We start from the raw sequence: 19,079 nt of genomic DNA, 5'->3' as shown, positions 1-19,079 counted from the left end.
TAGGAATAGCCAGTCGAGCGCACGACCGTCGTTATCAATTGTCACAAAGTCTGAATGGGCGGTTCATAGAATCCAGACATACTTGCCGCCTGAACCGACCGAGAAGCCTTATGCCCCGGCGCTTATTCAAACGTTACATGCCAGATCCGACCAGCATCAGGGAACACAAGTCCTTACGCTTTCTCGGCACGCTGCTGCATGACCCGAACCTCTGGCACCTCAACCGCCATTCCGTCGCCCGTGCCATGGCGGTCGGTCTGTTCGCGGCGTTCCTGCCGATTCCGTTGCAGATGCTGGTCGCCGCCATCCTCGCGATCGTCGTGCGCGGCAACATGCCGATTGCCGTCAGCCTGGTCTGGCTGACCAACCCGATCACCATGCCCGCCGTGTTCTACTGCACCTACCAGACCGGTGCCTGGCTGATGGACGTTCCCGCCCGACACCTGCCCGACGAATTGACCTGGGAATGGATCAGCGGTGAGCTCTCGACCTTGTGGCAGCCGTTTTTGCTGGGGTCCGTAGTGACGGGATTGGTGCTTGGGGCGCTGGCCTATTGTCTGGTGATGATGTATTGGCGCTGGTGGGTGGCGCGACAGTGGAAGCGGCGCAAGCAAAGCAGGATGTGAGAATGCAAAACGGCCTCCAATTGGGAGGCCGTTTTTTGTGGTGAATGCACACCCTGTAGGAGCAAAGCTTGCTCGCGATTGCAAAGTATCAGGCGACATCATTGATGACTGGACTACCGTCATCGCGAGCAAGCTTTGCTCCCACAGGGGGAATGCAGCCATTGATATTACGTGCGCATCCCCCGCCCGCTCACCAGCAACCGCGCACAACCGAAATACAGAATCACGGTCGCCACCAGCATGAACGTAATCGCAATGCTGATGCGGATATCCGACACGCCAAGGATGCCGTAGCGGAACGCGTTGACCATGTGCAGCACCGGGTTGGCCAGGGACACGGTCTGCCAGAACGGCGGCAGCAGCGAGATCGAGTAAAACACCCCGCCCAGGTACGTCAGCGGCGTCAGCACGAAGGTCGGGATGATCGAGATGTCGTCGAAATTGCGCGCAAACACCGCGTTGATGAAACCCAGCAGCGAGAAGATCGTCGCCGTCAGCACCACCACCAGAATGGTCACGCCCAGGTGATGCACTTGCAAATGGGTGAAGAACAGCGACAACAGCGTCACGATGATCCCGACCATCAACCCGCGCAGCACGCCACCCAGGGTGTAGCCGATCAGGATGGTGTGCGGCGAGACCGGCGACACCATCAGTTCTTCGATGGAACGCTGGAACTTGCTGCCGAAGAAACTCGACACCACGTTGCCGTAGGAGTTGGTGATCACCGACATCATGATCAGCCCCGGCACGATGTACTCCATATAGGTGAAGCCACCCATATCACCGATCTGCCGACCGATCAGGTTACCGAAGATCACGAAATACAGAACCATGGTGATGGCCGGCGGCAGCAGTGTCTGCGGCCAGATCCGGGTAAAGCGCCGGACCTCTCGGTAAACGATGGTGTTGAGGGCTACGAGGTTGGGTTGCAGCTCGGAACTCATACCGCCACCTTCGACAGATTTTTCTCCACCAGGGACACGAATAACTCCTCGAGGCGATTGGTTTTGTTACGCAGGCTCAACACTTCGATGTTCTGCTGGGCAAGCTGGGTGAACAGCGCAGTGATGCCCATGCTTTTGTCGACCTGCACTTCCAGGGTGTGACCATCGAGCAACCGTGATGGGTAGCCGATCAGTTGAGGTGGTGCACTCGGGCTGCTCTTCAAATCCAGCAGGAAGGTCTCGACATGCAGTTGGCTCAGGAGCTGCTTCATGCTGGTGTTTTCGACGATGGTGCCGTGGTCGATGATGCCGATGTTGCGGCACAACTGCTCAGCCTCCTCCAGATAATGGGTGGTGAGGATGATGGTGATGCCCTTCTTGTTCAGCTCGGTGAGGAAGGTCCACATCGAGCGACGCAGTTCGATGTCCACCCCGGCAGTCGGTTCGTCGAGGATCAACAGGCGCGGTTCGTGAACCAGCGCGCGGGCGATCATCAACCGGCGCTTCATGCCGCCGGACAGCGAGCGCGACGGCACATCGCGCTTGTCCCACAAGCCGAGCTGGGTCAGGTATTGCTCGGCGCGTTCCTTGGCGACTTTCGCGGGAATGCCGTAGTAACCGGCCTGGGTCACGACGATGTCGAAGGTCTTTTCGAACTGGTTGAAGTTGAATTCCTGGGGCACCACGCCGATGGAACGCTTGAGCGCCGCCGGGTTCTTGTCCAGGTCGTGACCGAAGATATTCACCGTGCCGCTGGTCTTGTTCACCAGGGTCGAGAGGATGCCGATGGTCGTGGATTTGCCAGCGCCGTTCGGGCCGAGCAAGGCGAAAAAGTCACCTTCGGCGACGTCCAGATCGATACCACTCAAGGCCTGGAAACCGTTGCCGTAGGTTTTGGTTAGCTGCCGGATGGACAGAGCGGAACTCATATCGGATTTACGCACCAAGAAGGAAAGAAAGGGATAAGTAACGGTGGGCGGCAATCAACGCAACCGCAACGCATTAGCACAATGGTGCTTGTCGCCGCCACACAAGTACAGTCAAGTGTGTCGATAGTGAGTATTAAGTCAACGCGGTCATGACCGCCTTGCGATAGGCCGGACGCTGTTTCAACCTTGCGTACCAAGCCTCCAGATGCGGCTGCGGTGCACGCTCGATCGGCATCTCGAACCAGGCATAAATAAAACTGCCCAGGGGAATGTCACCCATGCCGATCTGCTCACCGGACAGGTAGGGCTTGGCGGCCAGCGCCTGATCGGCCATTGCCAGCAGTGTGTCGCACTCCGTGATCGCCGCCTTGATGGCGGGCCAGTCCTGCTGATCTGCGGGGGTACGCAAGACGCCCCAGAACACGGTGCGGAAGGGACCTGCAAAACTGGAGGTGGTCCAGTCCATCCACTTGTCGGCAGTGGCCCGCGCCTGTAAATCCGCCGGGTACCACGGGGTATCCGCTGCATGCCTGGCCAACAGGTAACGAACGATGGCATTGGATTCCCACAACACGAAACCGTCGTCTTCGATCACCGGAACGCGGCCATTGGGGTTCATGGCGCGGTACTCGGGCGTATCGACGACGCCAAAAGCGCCGCCCGCATCGATGGCTTCATAGGCCAGGCCAAGTTCTTCGGCGGCCCACAATGGTTTTCTGACATTCGACGAATTTTTCCGACCCCAGATCTTCAGCATGACCGCCTCTCGATTGATGAATTCGCAGGCAGCATACGCCGGATCAGGCGCGACTCAAATCGCTCTGCATGTCCCCCAGCAGTGGTTGTGTTTGCCCGCCGAACAGATGCGGATAGCACTTGCGCAGATGCTCGAAGAAGAACGCTTCCGGCACGTCGGTGAACTGGCCGTGGTCGATCAGGTACTCCATCAGCTTCTCGCCGTCGCGATTGAAGGGGTGGAAGACACTGTCGTTTATTCCGTCGAACTCCAGCGGTGCCACATTGAATAAATCGCACAACCCTTGATTGAACGCCGGCGTGGCCTTGACCCAGCGCCCGTTCAGATACAGCTCGGTATAACCGTGCATGGCGAACACGTCGCTCTTGAGCAACTCGAGCAGGCGCGGCGTCGATAAATGATTGCGCACATCCGCCAGACCAATGCGCGCCGCAATCCCGCAATGCCGCGCCGCGCCTGCCAACAGCGCGGCCTTGGGCACGCAATAACTCTCCCCGGTCGCCAGTGCGTAACTGCCGCGCAGGGTCTGTGGATCGAGGCTGAAGGTGTACGGGTTGTAGCGCACCGCCTCGCGCACTGCGTAATAGAGATGGATCGCCTGCTCAATCGGGTCGCGACGGGCACCACGGTGTTTTTCGGCGAACTCCACCACTGAGGGATGGTCACTATCGATGAAACGGCCGGGGCTCAGGTACTCGTGCATGTGGGCAATCTCCTGGGGAAGCCCCGAGTCTAGCGAGAGGTTCAGCACAGAGATAACGACGTTTCGGCCAAATATGGACGCTTTGTCGCCCGTTCTGTGGACGATTTTTCACGGTTTGTCGTTCATCCGGGCCTACAAAATCATCCATAGTTTCCCACGTTTTCAATCACCTCGCCCCGACCACCCTGTTTCACGGATGCCGTCTAAGCTCTGTGGGTTGGTTCGCCCTGGTTTCACGGAGGATTAAATATGCTGCTGTTGTGGATACTGGTTCTGGTTGTCGGGATAGCTTATTTAGCCCACCGTCGTGTCGCGCCGCTGCCTGCCTTGGGCATTGTGGCTGTCTACTTGCTGGCAATGGGCGCATTCAGTCGCGCACCGGGCTGGCTGCTGCTGATTTTCTGGGTGCTGATCGCCGCCGTGGCCGCACCGCTGTTATTGCCTGATCTGCGCCGCAAATTCTTCAGCGCGCCGATGTTCAACTGGTTCCAGAAAACCCTGCCGCCCATGTCGCAAACCGAACGCGACGCCATTGAAGCCGGCACCGTGTGGTGGGATGGAGAACTGTTCAGCGGGCGTCCGGACTGGAACAAGCTGCTGTCCTACCCGAAGGCGCAATTGAGCGAAGAAGAACAAGCGTTCATCGACGGCCCGACCGAAGAACTCTGCGCCATGGTCAGCGACTGGCAACTCGGTCAAACCATGGACCTGCCGGCCGAGGCCTGGACCTACATCAAGGACAATGGCTTCTTCGCCCTGATCATTCCCAAGGAGTTTGGCGGCAAGGGTTTCTCGGCCTATGCCCACTCGCAAGTGGCGATGAAACTGGCGAGCCACAGTGGTGATCTCGCCTCCACCGTGATGGTCCCCAACTCCCTCGGTCCGGCCGAACTGCTGCTTCACTACGGCACCGACGAACAGCGCAATCATTACCTGCCACGCCTGGCGCGCGGCGACGACATTCCGTGTTTTGCCCTGACCGGGCCACTGGCCGGTTCCGACGCCGGCGGCATGCCCGACACCGGGGTGATCTGCAAGGGTGAATGGGAAGGCCAGGAAACCCTGGGCCTGCGCCTGAACTGGGAAAAGCGCTACATCACCCTTGGCCCGGTGGCCACCCTGCTCGGCCTGGCGTTCAAGGCCTACGACCCCGATCATCTGTTGGGTGAGAAAGAAGACCTGGGCATCAGCCTGGCACTGGTTCCAACCGACACTGCCGGTGTGGAAATCGGTCGCCGGCACTTGCCTCTGGGTGCTGCCTTCATGAATGGCCCGAACTCCGGCAAGGACGTGTTCGTACCACTGGAGTTCCTGATCGGCGGCCAGGAAATGCTCGGCAAGGGCTGGATGATGCTGATGAATTGCCTTTCGGTGGGGCGCTCGATCTCCCTGCCGGCGGTGGGCACCGGCATGGCCAAGTTCACCAGCCTGGTGACCGGGCAGTACGCGCAGATACGCGAGCAGTTCAATGTGCCGATTGCGGCGTTCGAAGGCATTCAGGAAGCCATGGCCCGCATCGGCGGCAACGCCTGGATGATGGACGCCGCGCGCATGCTGACCGCCAACGCGGTGGACCTGGGTGAGAAACCGTCGGTGCTGTCGGCGATTCTCAAGTACCAACTTACCGAACGCGGTCGCGAGTGCATCAGCCATGCGATGGATGTGCATGGTGGCAAGGCGATCATCATGGGGCCGAAAAATTATCTCGGACGCATGTGGCAAGGCGCACCCATCTGCATCACCGTAGAAGGCGCGAACATTCTCTCGCGTAATCTGATGATCTTCGGCCAAGGTGCCATCCGTTGCCATCCCTTCGTGCTCAAGGAAATGGCGCTGGCCACCCGAGAGGACAAGGATCAGGCACTGACCGAGTTCGACAACCTGCTGCTCAGGCACATCGGTTTTGCCGTGGGCAACGCGGCCAGCACGCTGGTGCTCAACCTCGGCTTCGGTCATCTGGAACACGTGCCGGGCGACAAGCTCAGCCAGGGCTATTTCCGTGCCCTCAACCGTCAGGCTGCCGCCTTCGCACTACTGGCCGATCTCAGCATGATGTTGCTGGGTGGTGAACTGAAACGTCGCGAACGTCTCTCGGCGCGGCTCGGCGATGTATTGAGCAATCTGTACCTGGCCAGCGCCGCGCTCAAACGCTACAACGACCTTGATACGCCGGAGCACATGCAACCGCTGTTTTGCTGGGCCATGGAGGAAAGTCTCGGCCAGGCCGAACGGGCCATGGATGAACTGCTGAACAATTTCCCGAACAAAGTAATGGCGTGCCTGTTGCGGGTGATCGTGTTCCCGTTCGGTCGCCGCCACAAAGGGCCGTCGGACAAACTCGGTGCCGCGGTCGCAGGGGTGATCGGTCGCGCCAAGGGCGATCCCACCCTCGAAGAAGTGCTTTGGGGTTGCTACCGCCCGCAATCGAACGAAGATCCGGTCGGCGCCCTGCAACACGCCTGCAATCTGTTGAACGCTGCACAACCCTTGCAAAAGAAACTGCACGTGGCGCTCAAGAGCGGTCAGGTCAAACCGGTGGCCGGCGAGCATGTCATCGATGCCGCGCTGGAAGCTGGAGTACTGCAACCGGGCGAAGCACACACCCTGCGTGAGGCCGAGGCGGCACGGCGCAAGGTGATCGATGTCGATGATTTCGATAAAAAGGAAATAGCGCTGACCGAGGAGAAGGTCCGCTGATCCAGCCAACCTTGTGTGGCATGTAAAAAAGGGCGCAGGAGCTTTATACTCCCGCGCCCGTTTTGCTCTTGAGGACTTATCTCGTGTCCAACATCGTTGCCGATCATCTCGTTTTGCTCGACCACCTGCGCAGCATCCTGGTCGCCGTGGGTGAGGCCGAGCAGGTTCCCGACGAAAGCCATGCCTTGTTCCTGGAGCGTTTTGACGAACTGCTTGCCCTGCTGCCGGTCGACCCGATCGAAAGCCAATACCTAGGCCAGGACATCCTGTGCCAGGTGATCACCCGCTATCCGCAAATCGCCCACCTGGTCCCACGCGACCTGCTGTGGTACTTCGCCGGCGACTGCCTGCATTACATGCCCGATGATGAAATCGACCTGTACCAGGCACTGGAAGAACGTCGCTTCGAAGCCGAACAGAACGACGAACCCTTTGACTGGAATCAGGAAAAACAGCTGCTGGCATTGTCGAACCAGGACAGCAAGCACTGATCCACGGTCAGAAACACAAAAGGCCCGCCTGGTGAACATGCGGGCCTTTTTTGTGGGTTGCCGAGGACGCCATCGCGGGCAAGCCTTGCTCCCACAGGATAGGAGCGCACCGCAAACTTTGTGCACCACACAGCCCTTGTGGGAGCAAGCGATGCGGCGACCCGACTTGCCCGCGAAGAGGCCGGTCAGAATAACCCATCACTTTCAGGCAATTCATACTCCGAAACGGCAATATTCGGAGGGCTCGACTTGCCCGGCCGCCCCAACGTCGGCTCCTTCTCCAGACACTCCACCAGGTAATCGATCAACACCCGTAGCTTGGGTGGCAGGTATCGGGTTGGCGAATGCAGCAACCAGGCACCTCCGTGGTAGGACGCCAGAAAGGTCCAGTCCGGCAGCACTTGCACCATCAACCCCTTCTCCAGGGCACGCCGCGCCGTGAAATATGGCAGGCTGCCAATGCCGATGTGCTGCAATACGGCACCGAAACGTACGCCCGTATGATTGGCGGCATATCGCCCACGTACACCAACAGTCACAGATTTGTTGCCCTTCTTGAACTTCCAGCGCGCATCGCTCGGCGTTTCACCCAGGTAGAGGCAACTGTGGTTGAGCAAGTCATGGGGATGAGTCGGCGTTCCGTGCTCGGCCAGATACTGCGGTGTCGCACAGAGCAAATGGTCGATAGTCAGCAATTGCCGCCCCACCAGCCCCGCTGGCGGCCGATCGGTGATACGAATCGCCAGGTCGACGTGATCGTCGATCAGATCCACCTGACGATCCTCGAGCAACATCTCCACATCCACTTTGGGATAACGGCGCAGAAACTCCGGCATATGCGGGTGAATCACGATTCGGCCAACCGCTTTCGGGACGCTGATACGCACCACTCCCTCGGGTTCCTCAGTGAACTGACCACTGATTTCCATCACCGACCGGGCCGCGCTGACCATGTCCTGACAACGCTTGAACACTTCCTCGCCACCATCGCTCAGGCGCAGTTTGCGCGTGGTTCGTTGCAGCAGACGTATCGCCAGCGCCTTCTCCAGTCGCGAAATACTGCGACTCACCGCCGAAGGCGAAGAACCCAGTTGGCGGGCCGCTTCGGAAAAACTGCCGGTCTCGACGACTTTGACGAAAATCGCCATTTCACCCAGCAGCGGTAGTGGAAGATTTATGCTCACGAAGCAACAGTCCTTTGATGTTTGACCGGATTATCACGCACCAGCACGCTCCATATAATAAAAATTAGAAACATTTATGTGAGCCTGCAATATGACGCTGCGCCTCTTTTTCCACAGCGATGACCTCAAGGCCAATGTGGAAATCCTCGAATGCACGCCCTACGAGCACGAATTCGCCGTGGTGTTGCGTGCAACGCTTTTTCACCCCCAAGGTGGCGGACAACCCTGTGACACCGGCTGGATCGGCGAAAGCCGGGTACTGCGTGTGGTGCAGGACCCGGACCGGATCGTCCACTTCGTCGACCGCCCGGTAGAACCCGGCATGACGCAGATTCGCGTCGACGAAGAACGGCGCCGGTTCAATACGCGCATGCATTCCGCCGGTCACCTGATCGGTCACTTCGTCCAGGCCATGGGCTGGATGCCGATCAAGGCACAACACTGGCCGGGCGAAGCAAGAGTGCAGTTCAAACCGGCGGACTGCGCACAGGAAGTTGATGTGCAAACGCTGCAGCACGGCCTTGCACAGTGGATCGCCCATGACCTGCCGCGCCTGACCTCGTCGCGCGAAGGTGCCCGGGAAATCGGTTTCGGTGAGCTGCCCGCCTACGGTTGCGGCGGCACCCATGTACGTAGCCTGAAGGATCTGGGCGCGGTCACGATCGAATCCCTTTCGCACAAGAAAGGGACGCTGTCCGTCCACTACCGCGTGGACTGAGTTTTCCGGCGATGCCGCTGCCGGCATCGCCCGATACAGCAGGAGCCTGCATTCGCAGGCTGCGTTAACGCTTCTCTGGATGGACCCAAGACATGATGCTCGACGCCGAATGTCTCGATGAGACGTGCATAAAAAAGCTGGCCAACGAAGAAATCCTCGCCATCCGCATCAAAGGCTGGCTGGCCCCGCCGCTGGCGATCGAGATCGGCGACAAGATCCTCGCGCCGGGTTTTGAAGGCTATATCAACGCGCCGAGCATCGGTCGCATCGGCATGGCGTTTTATGAAGCGGAAAACCAGCCGCTGCTGATCGAGGATTACTTCGAGCGCGCTACCCGCAACATCGCGGAATTGCGCAACCGCTGTGCGCCTTACTCATCCCCGGTCGACACTTTGCGCTGCATGCTCGATGAGTCCTGGCCAGCGGGTGCGCATCTGGAAAACCTCTATGGCCGCAAGATGTATGTCGGACTGTCCCGGGTGGTGAAACCCGGCGTGTGTTTTCTCGCCCATCACGACATTTTCGCCAAGGACGCCCCGGACAGTTTTCAAGCCAGGAGCCTGGAAGCGCAATTTGCCTGCAACGTCTACCTGAACATGCCCACCGAAGGCGGTGTTCTACAGATGTGGGACCACGACATATCCCCGGAACAATTCGACGAAATGCGCGGCGACAGTTACGGCATCGATCCGGCCCTGTTGGGTACTCCGACCCTGGAGATTCGCCCCGAACCAGGCGATTTCATCATGTTCAATTCGCGCCGCATGCACTCGGTGACGCCGGGTGTGGCCGATCCACGATTGAGCCTTTCATTCTTTGTCGGCTATCGCGGCAACGCCTCACCCCTTACTTTCTGGAGTTGAAATGCAGTTTTCGAATTACCTGGGCGAGTTTCTGGCGCTGGCGACGATCCATTTCCTGGCCGTCGTCGCCCCCGGTCCGGATTTCGCCGTAACCATCCGCCAGAGTGTGCGTTTTGGCCGCTGGGTGGGTATCTGCACGGCGCTGGGCATTGGTGCCGGCATTTCCGTGCATGTGCTGTACACCCTGCTGGGCGTCGGGGCGTTGATGCACACAACGCCCTGGTTACTGACCGTGGCCAAGGTTATCGGTGGTGCCTATATTCTGTACCTGGGCATCAGCCTGCTGCGCAGCAAACCCAAATCCGTGCTTGAAGGCGAAAACGATGCGGATGAGCCGGTCATTGAACAAACACTACTAAAGGCATTCAGTACGGGTTTTCTGACCAACGCCACCAATCCGAAGGCTACCCTGTTTTTCCTGGCGATTTTCACCACCCTCATCAGTACCACCACACCGCTGGAAATTCAGGCGCTGTACGGTATCTGGATGTGCTTTGTGAACGCATCATGGTTTGTGATCGTTGCGCTGTTCTTTTCAAGCAGCAAGGTGAGGTTGCTGTTCCTGCGCATGGGGCACTGGTTCGAACGCACCATGGGCGTGATTCTTATCCTGTTTGCAGGGCGGTTGATCCTGTCGATGTAACATCGCCGGAAATGCAAAGAGCCCGCTCAGTCTGACTGGCGGGCTCTTTTTTCTGCTGGATACAAATCACGCACAAACAAAAACGCCGCTCGATTGAGCGGCGTTTTCGTTAAATATGGAGCGGGAAACGAGACTCGAACTCGCGACCCCGACCTTGGCAAGGTCGTGCTCTACCAACTGAGCTATTCCCGCAAATGGCGTCCCCTAGGGGACTCGAACCCCTGTTACCGCCGTGAAAGGGCGGTGTCCTAGGCCACTAGACGAAGGGGACACGCTACCCGGAACACATGGTGTGTGTTTCGGTGTCCAGAACCGCATCCTAAGACTTGGTTCTGGTTTCACTCAGCCCTGCCCGAAGGCAACGCTGTTTAAAATTGGAGCGGGAAACGAGACTCGAACTCGCGACCCCGACCTTGGCAAGGTCGTGCTCTACCAACTGAGCTATTCCCGCATTGGCGTCCCCTAGGGGACTCGAACCCCTGTTACCGCCGTGAAAGGGCGGTGTCCTAGGCCACTAGACGAAGGGGACACACTACAACATTCACTCCCTGCTTCGTTTCGCTGTGTGCTTTACGCTGCAAGTGGCGCGCATTCTATGGATGGATTGAGAGGTCGTCAACCCCCTGTATTAAATTTTTTTAAATCAATGACTTGGCCCTGCTTTTTGGCACCCATCCGGATTTTCCGCTGCCCGGTGTTTGGCGCCTATATTCTGACGCCCGCCAAGACGCTATAGTCCATGATGAGTGATGGCAATCTGCTCCGTGAGTGCCAGCATTTATAAAGCAAGGCTGCAGCCGATACAGGTTAAGCCTTGTCGAACCAACTCGTCGAGCGGCCCTAGGCGCTTAAATGCCAAGCCACTACACTCGCACGCGAACCCTATAAGAGGTCTTACCGGTGACACCACTCATGATCACCCTGCTCGTTGTAGCCGGGATCGCATTATTGATCGCCATTGGCTACATCAACCATGTGGTGGAAAACAATAAGCTGGAAAGGGCCCGTACCAAGGTTGAACTCAACGACCGCCTGCGTCGTTGCGGCGAGATCACCGAAACCTTCCCCGGTCAGTTGATGACACCGGCACTCAAGCTGCTGCTCACCCGTCTGGAATTGAATGTCTGCCAGCGCTTGCTGAATCTGGAAAAGACCAGCTCCAACCTCAAGGCACGGATTACCGAGCTTGAGGCTCTGGTAGCCCAAGGCGAATCGATCCCGGTCAACAACCCGCCGGCACCGATCCAGACAGAGGCCAAGGCCAAGGACGTGCGTTTCCTGCTTGAAGCCCTGCACGGCCAGATCACCCGCGCGGCACAGGACGGCTTCCTGCCGCCCAACGAAGCCAAGCGCTGGATCCGCGAGGTCCGCCATATTCTGGTGCTGTTGCACATCGAATTCTTCAACAACCTTGGCCAGCATTCCCTGCAACAGAACCAGCCGGGCCAGGCGCGCCTGGCGTTCGAACGCGGGGTGCAATACCTGCGCAAGCAGCAGGAGCCACAAATCTATGCCGAACAACTGGAATACCTGGAAAAACTCCTGGCCCGTGCGAACGCACAAGTCATGGATCGCATCGCCCCGGTTGAAGGCGAAGTGAACCAATTGACAGAGGGCCTCAAAGACGTCGAGGCCGATGCGGACTGGAAGAAGAAAGTGATCTACGACTGATCATCGAACAAATGCAAAAAAGCCACCGAGACCGGTGGCTTTTTTTTGCTCTGTGTAGGAGCGAGCTTGCTCGCGATGAACGTCAGAGCGCCGCCGCGTTCATCCTGGCTGCCCTCGTCATCGTTCACGTCCATCGCGAGCAGGCTCGCTCCTACAGGGTCCGGCGGTGTAGCTATTAAAGCCTGAAATGCCCCACCATCCCCTTCAACTCAACCCCCAACTGCGCCAGCTCGATACTCGACGCCGCATTTCCCTGCATCGCCAGCGAAGATTGATCCGCACTGGCACGAATGCTCGTGACACTGCGGTTGATTTCCTCGGCCACCGAACTCTGCTCCTCGGCAGCGGCAGCGATCTGCTGGTTCATCTGCTGAATCAACGACACCGCCGCCGCAATACTGCCCAGCGCACTTTCGGTTTGGAGCGCATCACTGACCGCCAGTTTCACCAGGTCGCCACTGCTCTGAATCTGCTGCACCGACGTCTGCGCCGCCGAACGCAAGGCGCTGACCAATCGCTCGATTTCCTCGGTCGATTGCTGGGTCCGTTTGGCCAGTGCGCGCACTTCATCGGCGACCACCGCAAACCCCCTGCCCTGCTCGCCGGCCCGTGCGGCCTCGATGGCCGCGTTGAGTGCCAGCAGGTTGGTTTGTTCGGCCACGCTTTTGATGACACTGAGTACGGTGCCGATGTTCTGGATTTCCGCGCTCAGGCTCTCGATGCTTGAACTGGCCGAGGTCGCCGAATCCGCCAGTTGTTCGATCCGGGCCATGCTCTGGCGCACCACAAGCTGGCCACTTTCGACCTTGCCGTCCGCCGTTTGCGCCGCCACGGCGGCTTCTTCCGCGTTACGCGCCACGTCGTGCACGGTGGCGGTCATCTGGTTCATTGCGGTCGCGACCTGTTCGGTTTCTTCCTTCTGGCTGCTGACCTCAAGATTGGTCTGCTCAGTCACCGCTGAGAGCGATTGCGCGGAAGTGGCCAACTGTTCGATACCCGCCTGCAAACCACTGACAATGCGGCTCAATCCCGCCCCCATCTGCTGCATCGCCTGCATCAACTGGCCGATTTCGTCCCGACGGGTCACTTCGACCGTCCCGCTCAAATCCCCTGAGGCAATCTGCTGTGCCACACGAATCACACTGCGCAGCGGCCCCACGATCAACCGGGTAATCACCCAGGCTGCAATCAATCCAACCAGCAACGCCAGTGCCGAAGAGCCGATGATCAAGATTGAGTTCTTTTTCAGCTCAGTCTGCATCGACCGGTCTTCGGCGACATAGGCTTGATCGACCCGCTCCACCACCTGGGCCGCGCGTTGATGCAGTTGCTGATAGACGGTCTTTTCCTGCTCCAGCAGGCCGGTGTACTCGGCGAGTTTGTCGCTGAAACTGGAGATATGGCCGATCACTTCATTGAGGACTGTCTGGTACCCCTCATCCTTGACCGTGGTTTTCAGTTGTTCGGCCTGGGTCAACGCCTGGCTCGCCTGCTCGATCTTGCCTTGCCCCGCGCTGTCATCGCCCTTGCGGCTCTGGTCCAGGCGCACACGCGCTTCGTTCATGGCTTGCAGCATCAACCGGGACACCTGACTGACCTGACTGGCCTGTTCGATGAATTGCGCACCGTCCTTGCCCTCTGAGTTTTTCAGGGTGTAGGTACCGTCATCGGCCAGCCCGGCCTGCAGCACGTCGAGGTTATTGGCCACGCTGGAGACCGACCAACTGGCCATTTCCAGCGCCAGGTCCTTGGCCTGACTGAGCGAGACAAACTCGTCGAACGCCTTGCGGTAGGCGCCGAGAGACTGCTCGACATCATTCATCACCGGCACGTTCGCAGCAGATTCAGTCTTGAGCTGGTTGGCCAGGGCGATCAAGCCATCAACGCCTTCGTGCAGGGCGTCAGCGGTTTTCGAGTTGCCGTGCAAGGCATACTCCTGCTCCAGCAGGCGTACCTTCAGCAAACCGCTGTTGAGCGACGACATCTGCTTGAGCCCGTCGAAGCGCTGGCTGATGGTTTGCAGGGACCACACGCCGATAGCCGCCACCAGGGCGGTCAACAACAGCACCAGCACAAACCCGATACCCAGTTTTTTTGCCATACCGAGGTTGGCAAAACGTCCTTGCACGGCCGAAATCATTGCACTTAGTCCCCTGCCATAGTCTGTAGACGGAGATTCGCAATGGGCCTGTGGCAACACAAGTCTCTGGCGTCGGAATAATGGCAAAAAGCTACGTCTGCGTCGTTTTCAGAACGCTTGAGGTCGATCCGGAGCGGTAGCCTGAAAAAACGCCCGGGCTCGCGGATCACAAGCACAGGCCACATTGATGCGCTGCCAGTCAGTGGCCGCGCCGGTGGGGCTAAAGGCCGTCGTCGATGACAGCAAGACGCCGAAGCGTCGGGCCTGAACCCGCACTTGAGCGTCGTCCTGCATCCGCGACCGCGCCCAGATGAACAGGCCTCCTACAGGCTTGCCAAACACCTCCCACCCGGCGTCTTCGAGCAGTTGCAATATCACCTGGCGTTCACTGTTCAAGCGCTGCCGCTGACGCTGCACCAATTGGCGATAGGTGCCGTTAGCCAACAGGCAGGCCACCACCGACTCGCAAAATCGCGAGGCGCCCATGCTGCTGATCATCTTGACCTCGGCCAATCGCACAATCATCTGGACACTGGCGACTACAAAACCGACCCGCAAGGAACTGCTGAGGGTTTTTGAATAGCTGCCTACATAGATCACTCCGTCATCCAGTGCGGCAAGGCGCTTGCCGGGGCCGCTGTGCAGGTCCGCATAAACATCGTCTTCGATCACCTGCACGCCCCGTTCTTTCGCCATGTGCAAAACCCGCTGCGCCACCTCGGGCGTCAGGCTGCAACCGGTCGGATTGTGATGGAAGCTGTTGATGAACAATCCGCGAGGACGGTGCTTGAGCATCAGCGCTTCCAACGCGGCCAGGTCCGGCCCGCAGGGAGTTCGTGGGACCTCAAGCATGCTGATACCGTGCAGGTTGAGCAGATCGAACAACGCTGGGTAACCGGGGCTTTCCACCACCACGCAGTCTCCCGGTTTAAACAGCGTCCGCACGATCAGGTCCAGCCCCTGACTGGCCCCCGCCGTCGTCAGGATTCGACTGTCTTCGACATTGATTTTCCGCTGTTTCAGCCACTTCAGTATCTGTTGACGCAAAGCGGGCAGGCCCAACGGCGAACTGTAGTTGAACAAACTGGCCATGTCAGTGCGACTGACCTCTCGGATTGCGTACGCCAGATCGTCCGTCTCGCGCCAGCTTTCGGGCAAGCCGCCATCGCCCAATGGCAACTGGCACAAGGGCGTGTGCGTTTGCCGCGCCGAGCTCGAAACTGGAGAAGCCACGACGTAACCGGCGGCATGACGCGACTCCAGCACCCCTTTTACGACCAATCGCTCACAGGCTTCGACGACACAAGATTGACTGAGCAAATTGATGTGCGCGATTTTCCGCACGGAAAGCAAACGCGTGCCGGGGGCTACGTCATTGCAACGGATCCAGCAGGTTAACGCGTCAACGATTTGCTGCACGACTGGCACCAAGGCCCGTCGATCGATTCTCAATTCCATGAGCGAGCAACTCCTGTTGGTTTGCGCAAACCAGTAAATCACAGGAGTGTTGGCCGGGATGTGCGACAACGCCGTCAGGATCACCGGTTTCAATCATTTGAAACACACTGCCAGCCGTCTCCAAGGAACCATGGAAAGGCCCTATTCCAGAAAAGGAAAAACCTGTGGGAGCGAGCCTGCTCGCGAAAGCGGTGTATCAGACAACATTGATGTTGCCTGACACTCCCTCTTCGCGAGCAGGCTCGCTCCCACAGGTTCGATTTTGACCGCGTATCAGCGCGTGGCTTCAGAACGCCGTAACCCCACCATCCACAGCCAGTGAGTGCCCGGTGGTGAACGCTGCGCCATCGCTGCACAGGTACAGCACCGCGCTGGCGATTTCCTCGACCTTGCCGATACGGCCCACCGGGTGCATGGCATTGGCGAACTCGCCTTTCTTCGGGTCGGCTTCATAGGCGCGACGGAACATGTCGGTGTCGATCACCGCCGGGCATACCGCGTTGACCCGGATCTTTTTCTTGGCGTATTCAATGGCCGCCGATTTGGTCAGGCCGATCACCGCGTGCTTGGAGGCGGCGTAGATACTCATTTTCGGCGCGGCACCGAGACCGGCCACCGAGGCGGTATTGACGATGGCGCCGCCCCCCTGGGCCAGCAGCAGCGGCAATTGGTACTTCATGCATAACCAGACACCTTTGACGTTGACGCCCATGATCGCATCGAACTCGTCGACGGTGCCTTCGGCCAGCTTGCCCTTTTCAATCTCGATACCGGCATTGTTGAAGGCATAGTCGAGACGGCCGTAGGTATTGACCACCTCCGCCATCAGGTTTTTCACGTCGTTTTCCACAGTGACGTTGCAGCGCACGAAGGTCGCTTCGCCGCCCGCCGTCCGAATCAACGCCACCGTCCCCTCGCCGCCTGCCGTATCCATGTCAGCCACAACCACCTTCAAGCCCTCGGCGGCGAACGCCTGGGCAGTCGCGCGACCAATACCGTTGGCGGCGCCCGTCACTACGGCGACCTGGCCGGAAAACGTCATGCTCATTGTTATGTCCTCGAAGAGAAGTTTACGGGAGATCGGATTTTTTCAGTCTAGCCACGGCGAGCCCTGTCGCGGCAGCACTATCAAAAGGCCGGTTGAACCCCCATGAGTTGCAGTGATGGGACTGCCGTACTAACTATCACTGCTCTGGATCAACCTGCATTCGCCGTATCAGCCAAACTTGCGGCATCGCCCATGAAGGGCTATCAACAAGGCTTCATTCATCTTGAGCGCCTGTCATGACTACCCAGACCAACCGCCAGTTCCTGCTTGCCAAGCGTCCCGTTGGCGCGGCTACCCGCGAGACCTTCACCTATCAGGAAGTACCGGTCGGCGAGCCGGCTGCGGGTCAGATCCTGGTCAAAAACGAATACCTCTCGCTGGACCCGGCCATGCGCGGCTGGATGAATGAGGGCAAGTCCTACATCCCGCCGGTGGGTCTGGGTGAAGTGATGCGCGCCCTGGGTGTCGGCAAGGTCGTGGCCTCGAACAACCCTGGGTTCGCGGTCGGGGACTACGTCAACGGGGCGCTGGGGGTGCAGGATTATTTCCTCGGTGAGCCGCGTGGCTTCTACAAGGTCGATCCGAAACTGGCACCGCTGCCGCGTTACTTGTCCGCGCTGGGCATGACCGGCATGACCGCTTACTTCGCCCTGCTCGACGTCGGCGCACCCAAGGCTGGCGAGACCGTGGTGCTGTCGGGCGCAGCCGGCGCGGTGGGCAGCATTGCCGGGCAGATTGCCAAGATCAAGGGCTGCCGCGTAGTCGGCATCGCTGGCGGCGCGGACAAGTGCCAATTCCTGATCGATGAATTGGGATTCGACGGCGCCATCGACTACAAGAACGAAGACGTCATCGCCGGCCTCAAGCGCGAATGCCCTAAAGGCGTCGATGTGTACTTCGATAACGTCGGCGGCGACATTCTCGACGCGGTGCTGAGCCGCTTGAACATGAAAGCGCGGGTAGTGATCTGCGGCGCCATCAGTCAGTACAACAACAAGGAAGCGGTCAAGGGTCCGGCCAACTATCTGGCGCTACTGGTCAACCGCGCGCGGATGGAAGGCTTTGTAGTGATGGATTACGCCGCGCAGTTCGCCGCCGCCGGGCAGGAGATGGCCGGCTGGATGGCCCAGGGTCAGCTCAAGAGCAAGGAAGACATCGTGGAAGGACTGGAGACGTTCCCGGAGACGCTGATGAAGTTGTTCAGCGGTGAGAACTTCGGGAAGTTGGTGCTGAAGGTCTAACCCAATAACCAAAATCACCACCAAACAACTGTGGGAGCGAGCCTGCTCGCGAAAGCGGTGTATCAGTCAACATTGATGTCGGCTGACACTCCCTCTTCGCGAGCAGGCTCGCTCCCACAATGGGTTGTTCAGCGTTTGATCAGGCGAGTTCGGCCACCACGTCGGCCAACGCCTGCGCCGGGTCCGCCGCCTGGCTGATCGGACGGCCGATCACCAGGTAGTCGGAACCGGCTTCCAGGGCTTGACGCGGGGTCAGAATGCGGCGCTGGTCATCCTGGGCGCTGCCGGCCGGGCGAATACCCGGGGTCACCAGTTGCAGCGATGGGTGCGCCGACTTCAGGGCTTGGGCTTCCAGGGCCGAGCACACCAGGCCGTCCATTCCGGCTTTTTCCGCCAGGGCAGCCAGGCGCAGCACCTGTTCCTGCGGCTCGATATCCAGGCCGATACCGGCCAGATCCTCGCGCTCCATACTGGTCAGCACGGTTACGCCGATCAGCAGCGGCTGCGGGCCACTGCGCTTGTCCAGCACCTCACGGCACGCTGCCATCATGCGCAGGCCACCGGAGCAGTGCACGTTGACCATCCACACGCCCATTTCCGCTGCAGCCTTGACGGCCATGGCGGTGGTGTTGGGGATGTCGTGGAACTTGAGGTCCAGGAACACTTCGAAGCCCTTGTCACGCAGGGTGCCAACGATTTCCGATGCACAGCTGGTGAACAGTTCCTTACCGACTTTGACCCGGCACAGCTTCGGGTCCAACTGATCGGCCAGCTTCAGTGCGGCGTCACGGGTGGGGAAATCCAGGGCGACGATGATAGGAGTCTGGCAGGCGGACATGAGTGGGCTCTCAGGCAAGTCGAAATCGGCGCGCATTGTAGCGGAACCAGCGCCGCTGCGGGACCCGATGATCGGTAAATCGTCAAGATCGCTCAGGCAAGACTAGCCTTTGCGGCCATTGTGTC

17 protein-coding genes, 4 tRNA genes and 1 pseudogene are annotated in these 19,079 nt (G+C 59.1%); 8 read left to right on the top strand and 14 right to left on the bottom strand.

What is annotated here, in order from left to right; all coding sequences use genetic code 11:
* Window positions 1–110 precede the first annotated feature (110 nt).
* Window positions 111–626 carry a DUF2062 domain-containing protein gene (locus BJ917_RS14710; RefSeq protein WP_096512934.1) on the top strand — a complete coding sequence of 172 codons (516 nt, stop codon included), beginning with the start codon at window positions 111–113 and terminating at the stop codon, window positions 624–626.
* A gap of 167 nt (window positions 627–793) precedes the next feature.
* On the opposite strand, the gene BJ917_RS14705 is transcribed toward BJ917_RS14710, so the two are convergent.
* From BJ917_RS14705 to BJ917_RS14690, 4 genes are all read right to left on the bottom strand, one after another.
* Entirely contained in the window at window positions 794–1,573 is a 780-nt protein-coding gene (locus tag BJ917_RS14705) for an ABC transporter permease (protein ID WP_096512935.1), read from the bottom strand.
* Entirely contained in the window at window positions 1,570–2,502 is a 933-nt protein-coding gene (locus BJ917_RS14700; RefSeq protein WP_096512936.1) for an ABC transporter ATP-binding protein, read from the bottom strand. The genes BJ917_RS14705 and BJ917_RS14700 overlap by 4 nt, the downstream gene beginning before the upstream one ends.
* A gap of 133 nt (window positions 2,503–2,635) precedes the next feature.
* Entirely contained in the window at window positions 2,636–3,259 is a 624-nt protein-coding gene (locus BJ917_RS14695; protein ID WP_121103710.1) for a glutathione S-transferase family protein, read from the bottom strand.
* 43 nt (window positions 3,260–3,302) lie between these two features.
* The gene (locus BJ917_RS14690) at window positions 3,303–3,962 is read right to left on the bottom strand and encodes a transglutaminase family protein (protein WP_121103709.1); all 660 of its coding nucleotides are present in this window, start codon (window positions 3,960–3,962) and stop codon (window positions 3,303–3,305) included.
* A gap of 249 nt (window positions 3,963–4,211) precedes the next feature.
* Between BJ917_RS14690 and BJ917_RS14685 the strand changes: the two genes are divergently transcribed.
* Together BJ917_RS14685 and BJ917_RS14680 are read left to right on the top strand one after the other, a co-directional pair.
* On the top strand, window positions 4,212–6,659 hold the full coding sequence (locus BJ917_RS14685; protein WP_121103708.1) for an acyl-CoA dehydrogenase: 2,448 nt from the start codon (window positions 4,212–4,214) through the stop codon (window positions 6,657–6,659).
* 83 nt (window positions 6,660–6,742) lie between these two features.
* Window positions 6,743–7,150: a PA2817 family protein gene (locus BJ917_RS14680; RefSeq protein WP_007972361.1), complete on the top strand. Its 408-nt coding sequence runs from the start codon at window positions 6,743–6,745 to the stop codon at window positions 7,148–7,150.
* 185 nt (window positions 7,151–7,335) lie between these two features.
* Here the strand turns inward: BJ917_RS14680 and BJ917_RS14675 are convergent, their stop codons facing one another.
* Complete coding sequence (locus BJ917_RS14675) at window positions 7,336–8,334, bottom strand: LysR family transcriptional regulator (RefSeq protein WP_096512940.1); 999 nt, start codon at window positions 8,332–8,334, stop codon at window positions 7,336–7,338.
* Between the two features lie 91 nt (window positions 8,335–8,425).
* Between BJ917_RS14675 and BJ917_RS14670 the strand changes: the two genes are divergently transcribed.
* The 3 genes from BJ917_RS14670 (at window position 8,426) to BJ917_RS14660 (ending at window position 10,558) form a co-directional block, all read left to right on the top strand.
* Complete coding sequence (locus BJ917_RS14670) at window positions 8,426–9,052, top strand: hypothetical protein (RefSeq protein ID WP_096512941.1); 627 nt, start codon at window positions 8,426–8,428, stop codon at window positions 9,050–9,052.
* A gap of 92 nt (window positions 9,053–9,144) precedes the next feature.
* Window positions 9,145–9,915, top strand: a complete 771-nt coding sequence (locus tag BJ917_RS14665) for a 2OG-Fe(II) oxygenase (protein ID WP_121103707.1) — start codon at window positions 9,145–9,147, stop codon at window positions 9,913–9,915.
* Window position 9,916: 1 nt separating this feature from the next.
* Window positions 9,917–10,558: a LysE family translocator gene (locus tag BJ917_RS14660; RefSeq protein WP_121103706.1), complete on the top strand. Its 642-nt coding sequence runs from the start codon at window positions 9,917–9,919 to the stop codon at window positions 10,556–10,558.
* A 116-nt stretch (window positions 10,559–10,674) separates the two neighbouring features.
* On the opposite strand, the gene BJ917_RS14655 is transcribed toward BJ917_RS14660, so the two are convergent.
* From BJ917_RS14655 to BJ917_RS14640, 4 genes are all read right to left on the bottom strand, one after another.
* Window positions 10,675–10,750: transfer RNA gene (locus tag BJ917_RS14655), tRNA-Gly, on the bottom strand.
* 3 nt (window positions 10,751–10,753) lie between these two features.
* Window positions 10,754–10,829 (bottom strand) — tRNA-Glu (locus BJ917_RS14650).
* A gap of 104 nt (window positions 10,830–10,933) precedes the next feature.
* A tRNA-Gly gene (locus BJ917_RS14645) sits at window positions 10,934–11,009 on the bottom strand.
* Window positions 11,010–11,011: 2 nt separating this feature from the next.
* Window positions 11,012–11,087, bottom strand: a tRNA-Glu gene (locus BJ917_RS14640).
* A 383-nt stretch (window positions 11,088–11,470) separates the two neighbouring features.
* Here BJ917_RS14640 and BJ917_RS14635 point away from each other — a divergent pair.
* Entirely contained in the window at window positions 11,471–12,229 is a 759-nt protein-coding gene (locus tag BJ917_RS14635; protein ID WP_172901626.1) for a hypothetical protein, read from the top strand.
* Between the two features lie 175 nt (window positions 12,230–12,404).
* Here the strand turns inward: BJ917_RS14635 and BJ917_RS32720 are convergent, their stop codons facing one another.
* From BJ917_RS32720 to BJ917_RS14620, 4 genes and pseudogenes are all read right to left on the bottom strand, one after another.
* Window positions 12,405–13,109, bottom strand: a complete 705-nt coding sequence (locus tag BJ917_RS32720) for a methyl-accepting chemotaxis protein (RefSeq protein WP_372237725.1) — start codon at window positions 13,107–13,109, stop codon at window positions 12,405–12,407.
* A 204-nt stretch (window positions 13,110–13,313) separates the two neighbouring features.
* Window positions 13,314–13,490: pseudogene (locus tag BJ917_RS32715) on the bottom strand (HAMP domain-containing protein); the annotation flags it as partial.
* A 987-nt stretch (window positions 13,491–14,477) separates the two neighbouring features.
* Window positions 14,478–15,827, bottom strand: a complete 1,350-nt coding sequence (locus BJ917_RS14625) for a PLP-dependent aminotransferase family protein (protein ID WP_121103704.1) — start codon at window positions 15,825–15,827, stop codon at window positions 14,478–14,480.
* Between the two features lie 286 nt (window positions 15,828–16,113).
* On the bottom strand, window positions 16,114–16,875 hold the full coding sequence (locus tag BJ917_RS14620; RefSeq protein WP_096512947.1) for an SDR family oxidoreductase: 762 nt from the start codon (window positions 16,873–16,875) through the stop codon (window positions 16,114–16,116).
* Window positions 16,876–17,111: 236 nt separating this feature from the next.
* Between BJ917_RS14620 and BJ917_RS14615 the strand changes: the two genes are divergently transcribed.
* Window positions 17,112–18,116, top strand: a complete 1,005-nt coding sequence (locus BJ917_RS14615) for an NADP-dependent oxidoreductase (RefSeq protein ID WP_096512948.1) — start codon at window positions 17,112–17,114, stop codon at window positions 18,114–18,116.
* A gap of 139 nt (window positions 18,117–18,255) precedes the next feature.
* Here the strand turns inward: BJ917_RS14615 and pyrF are convergent, their stop codons facing one another.
* Window positions 18,256–18,954: an orotidine-5'-phosphate decarboxylase gene (gene pyrF, locus BJ917_RS14605; protein ID WP_172901627.1), complete on the bottom strand. Its 699-nt coding sequence runs from the start codon at window positions 18,952–18,954 to the stop codon at window positions 18,256–18,258.
* Between the last annotated feature and the right edge of the window lie 125 nt (window positions 18,955–19,079).

It is taken from the genome of Pseudomonas sp. WPR_5_2, assembly GCF_003634475.1.
In the GTDB taxonomy this organism is placed as follows: Bacteria; Pseudomonadota; Gammaproteobacteria; order Pseudomonadales; family Pseudomonadaceae; genus Aquipseudomonas; species Aquipseudomonas izuensis.
The sequence above is the reverse complement of the archived record's forward strand: the minus strand, read 5'-3'. Positions and strand labels throughout refer to the sequence as shown.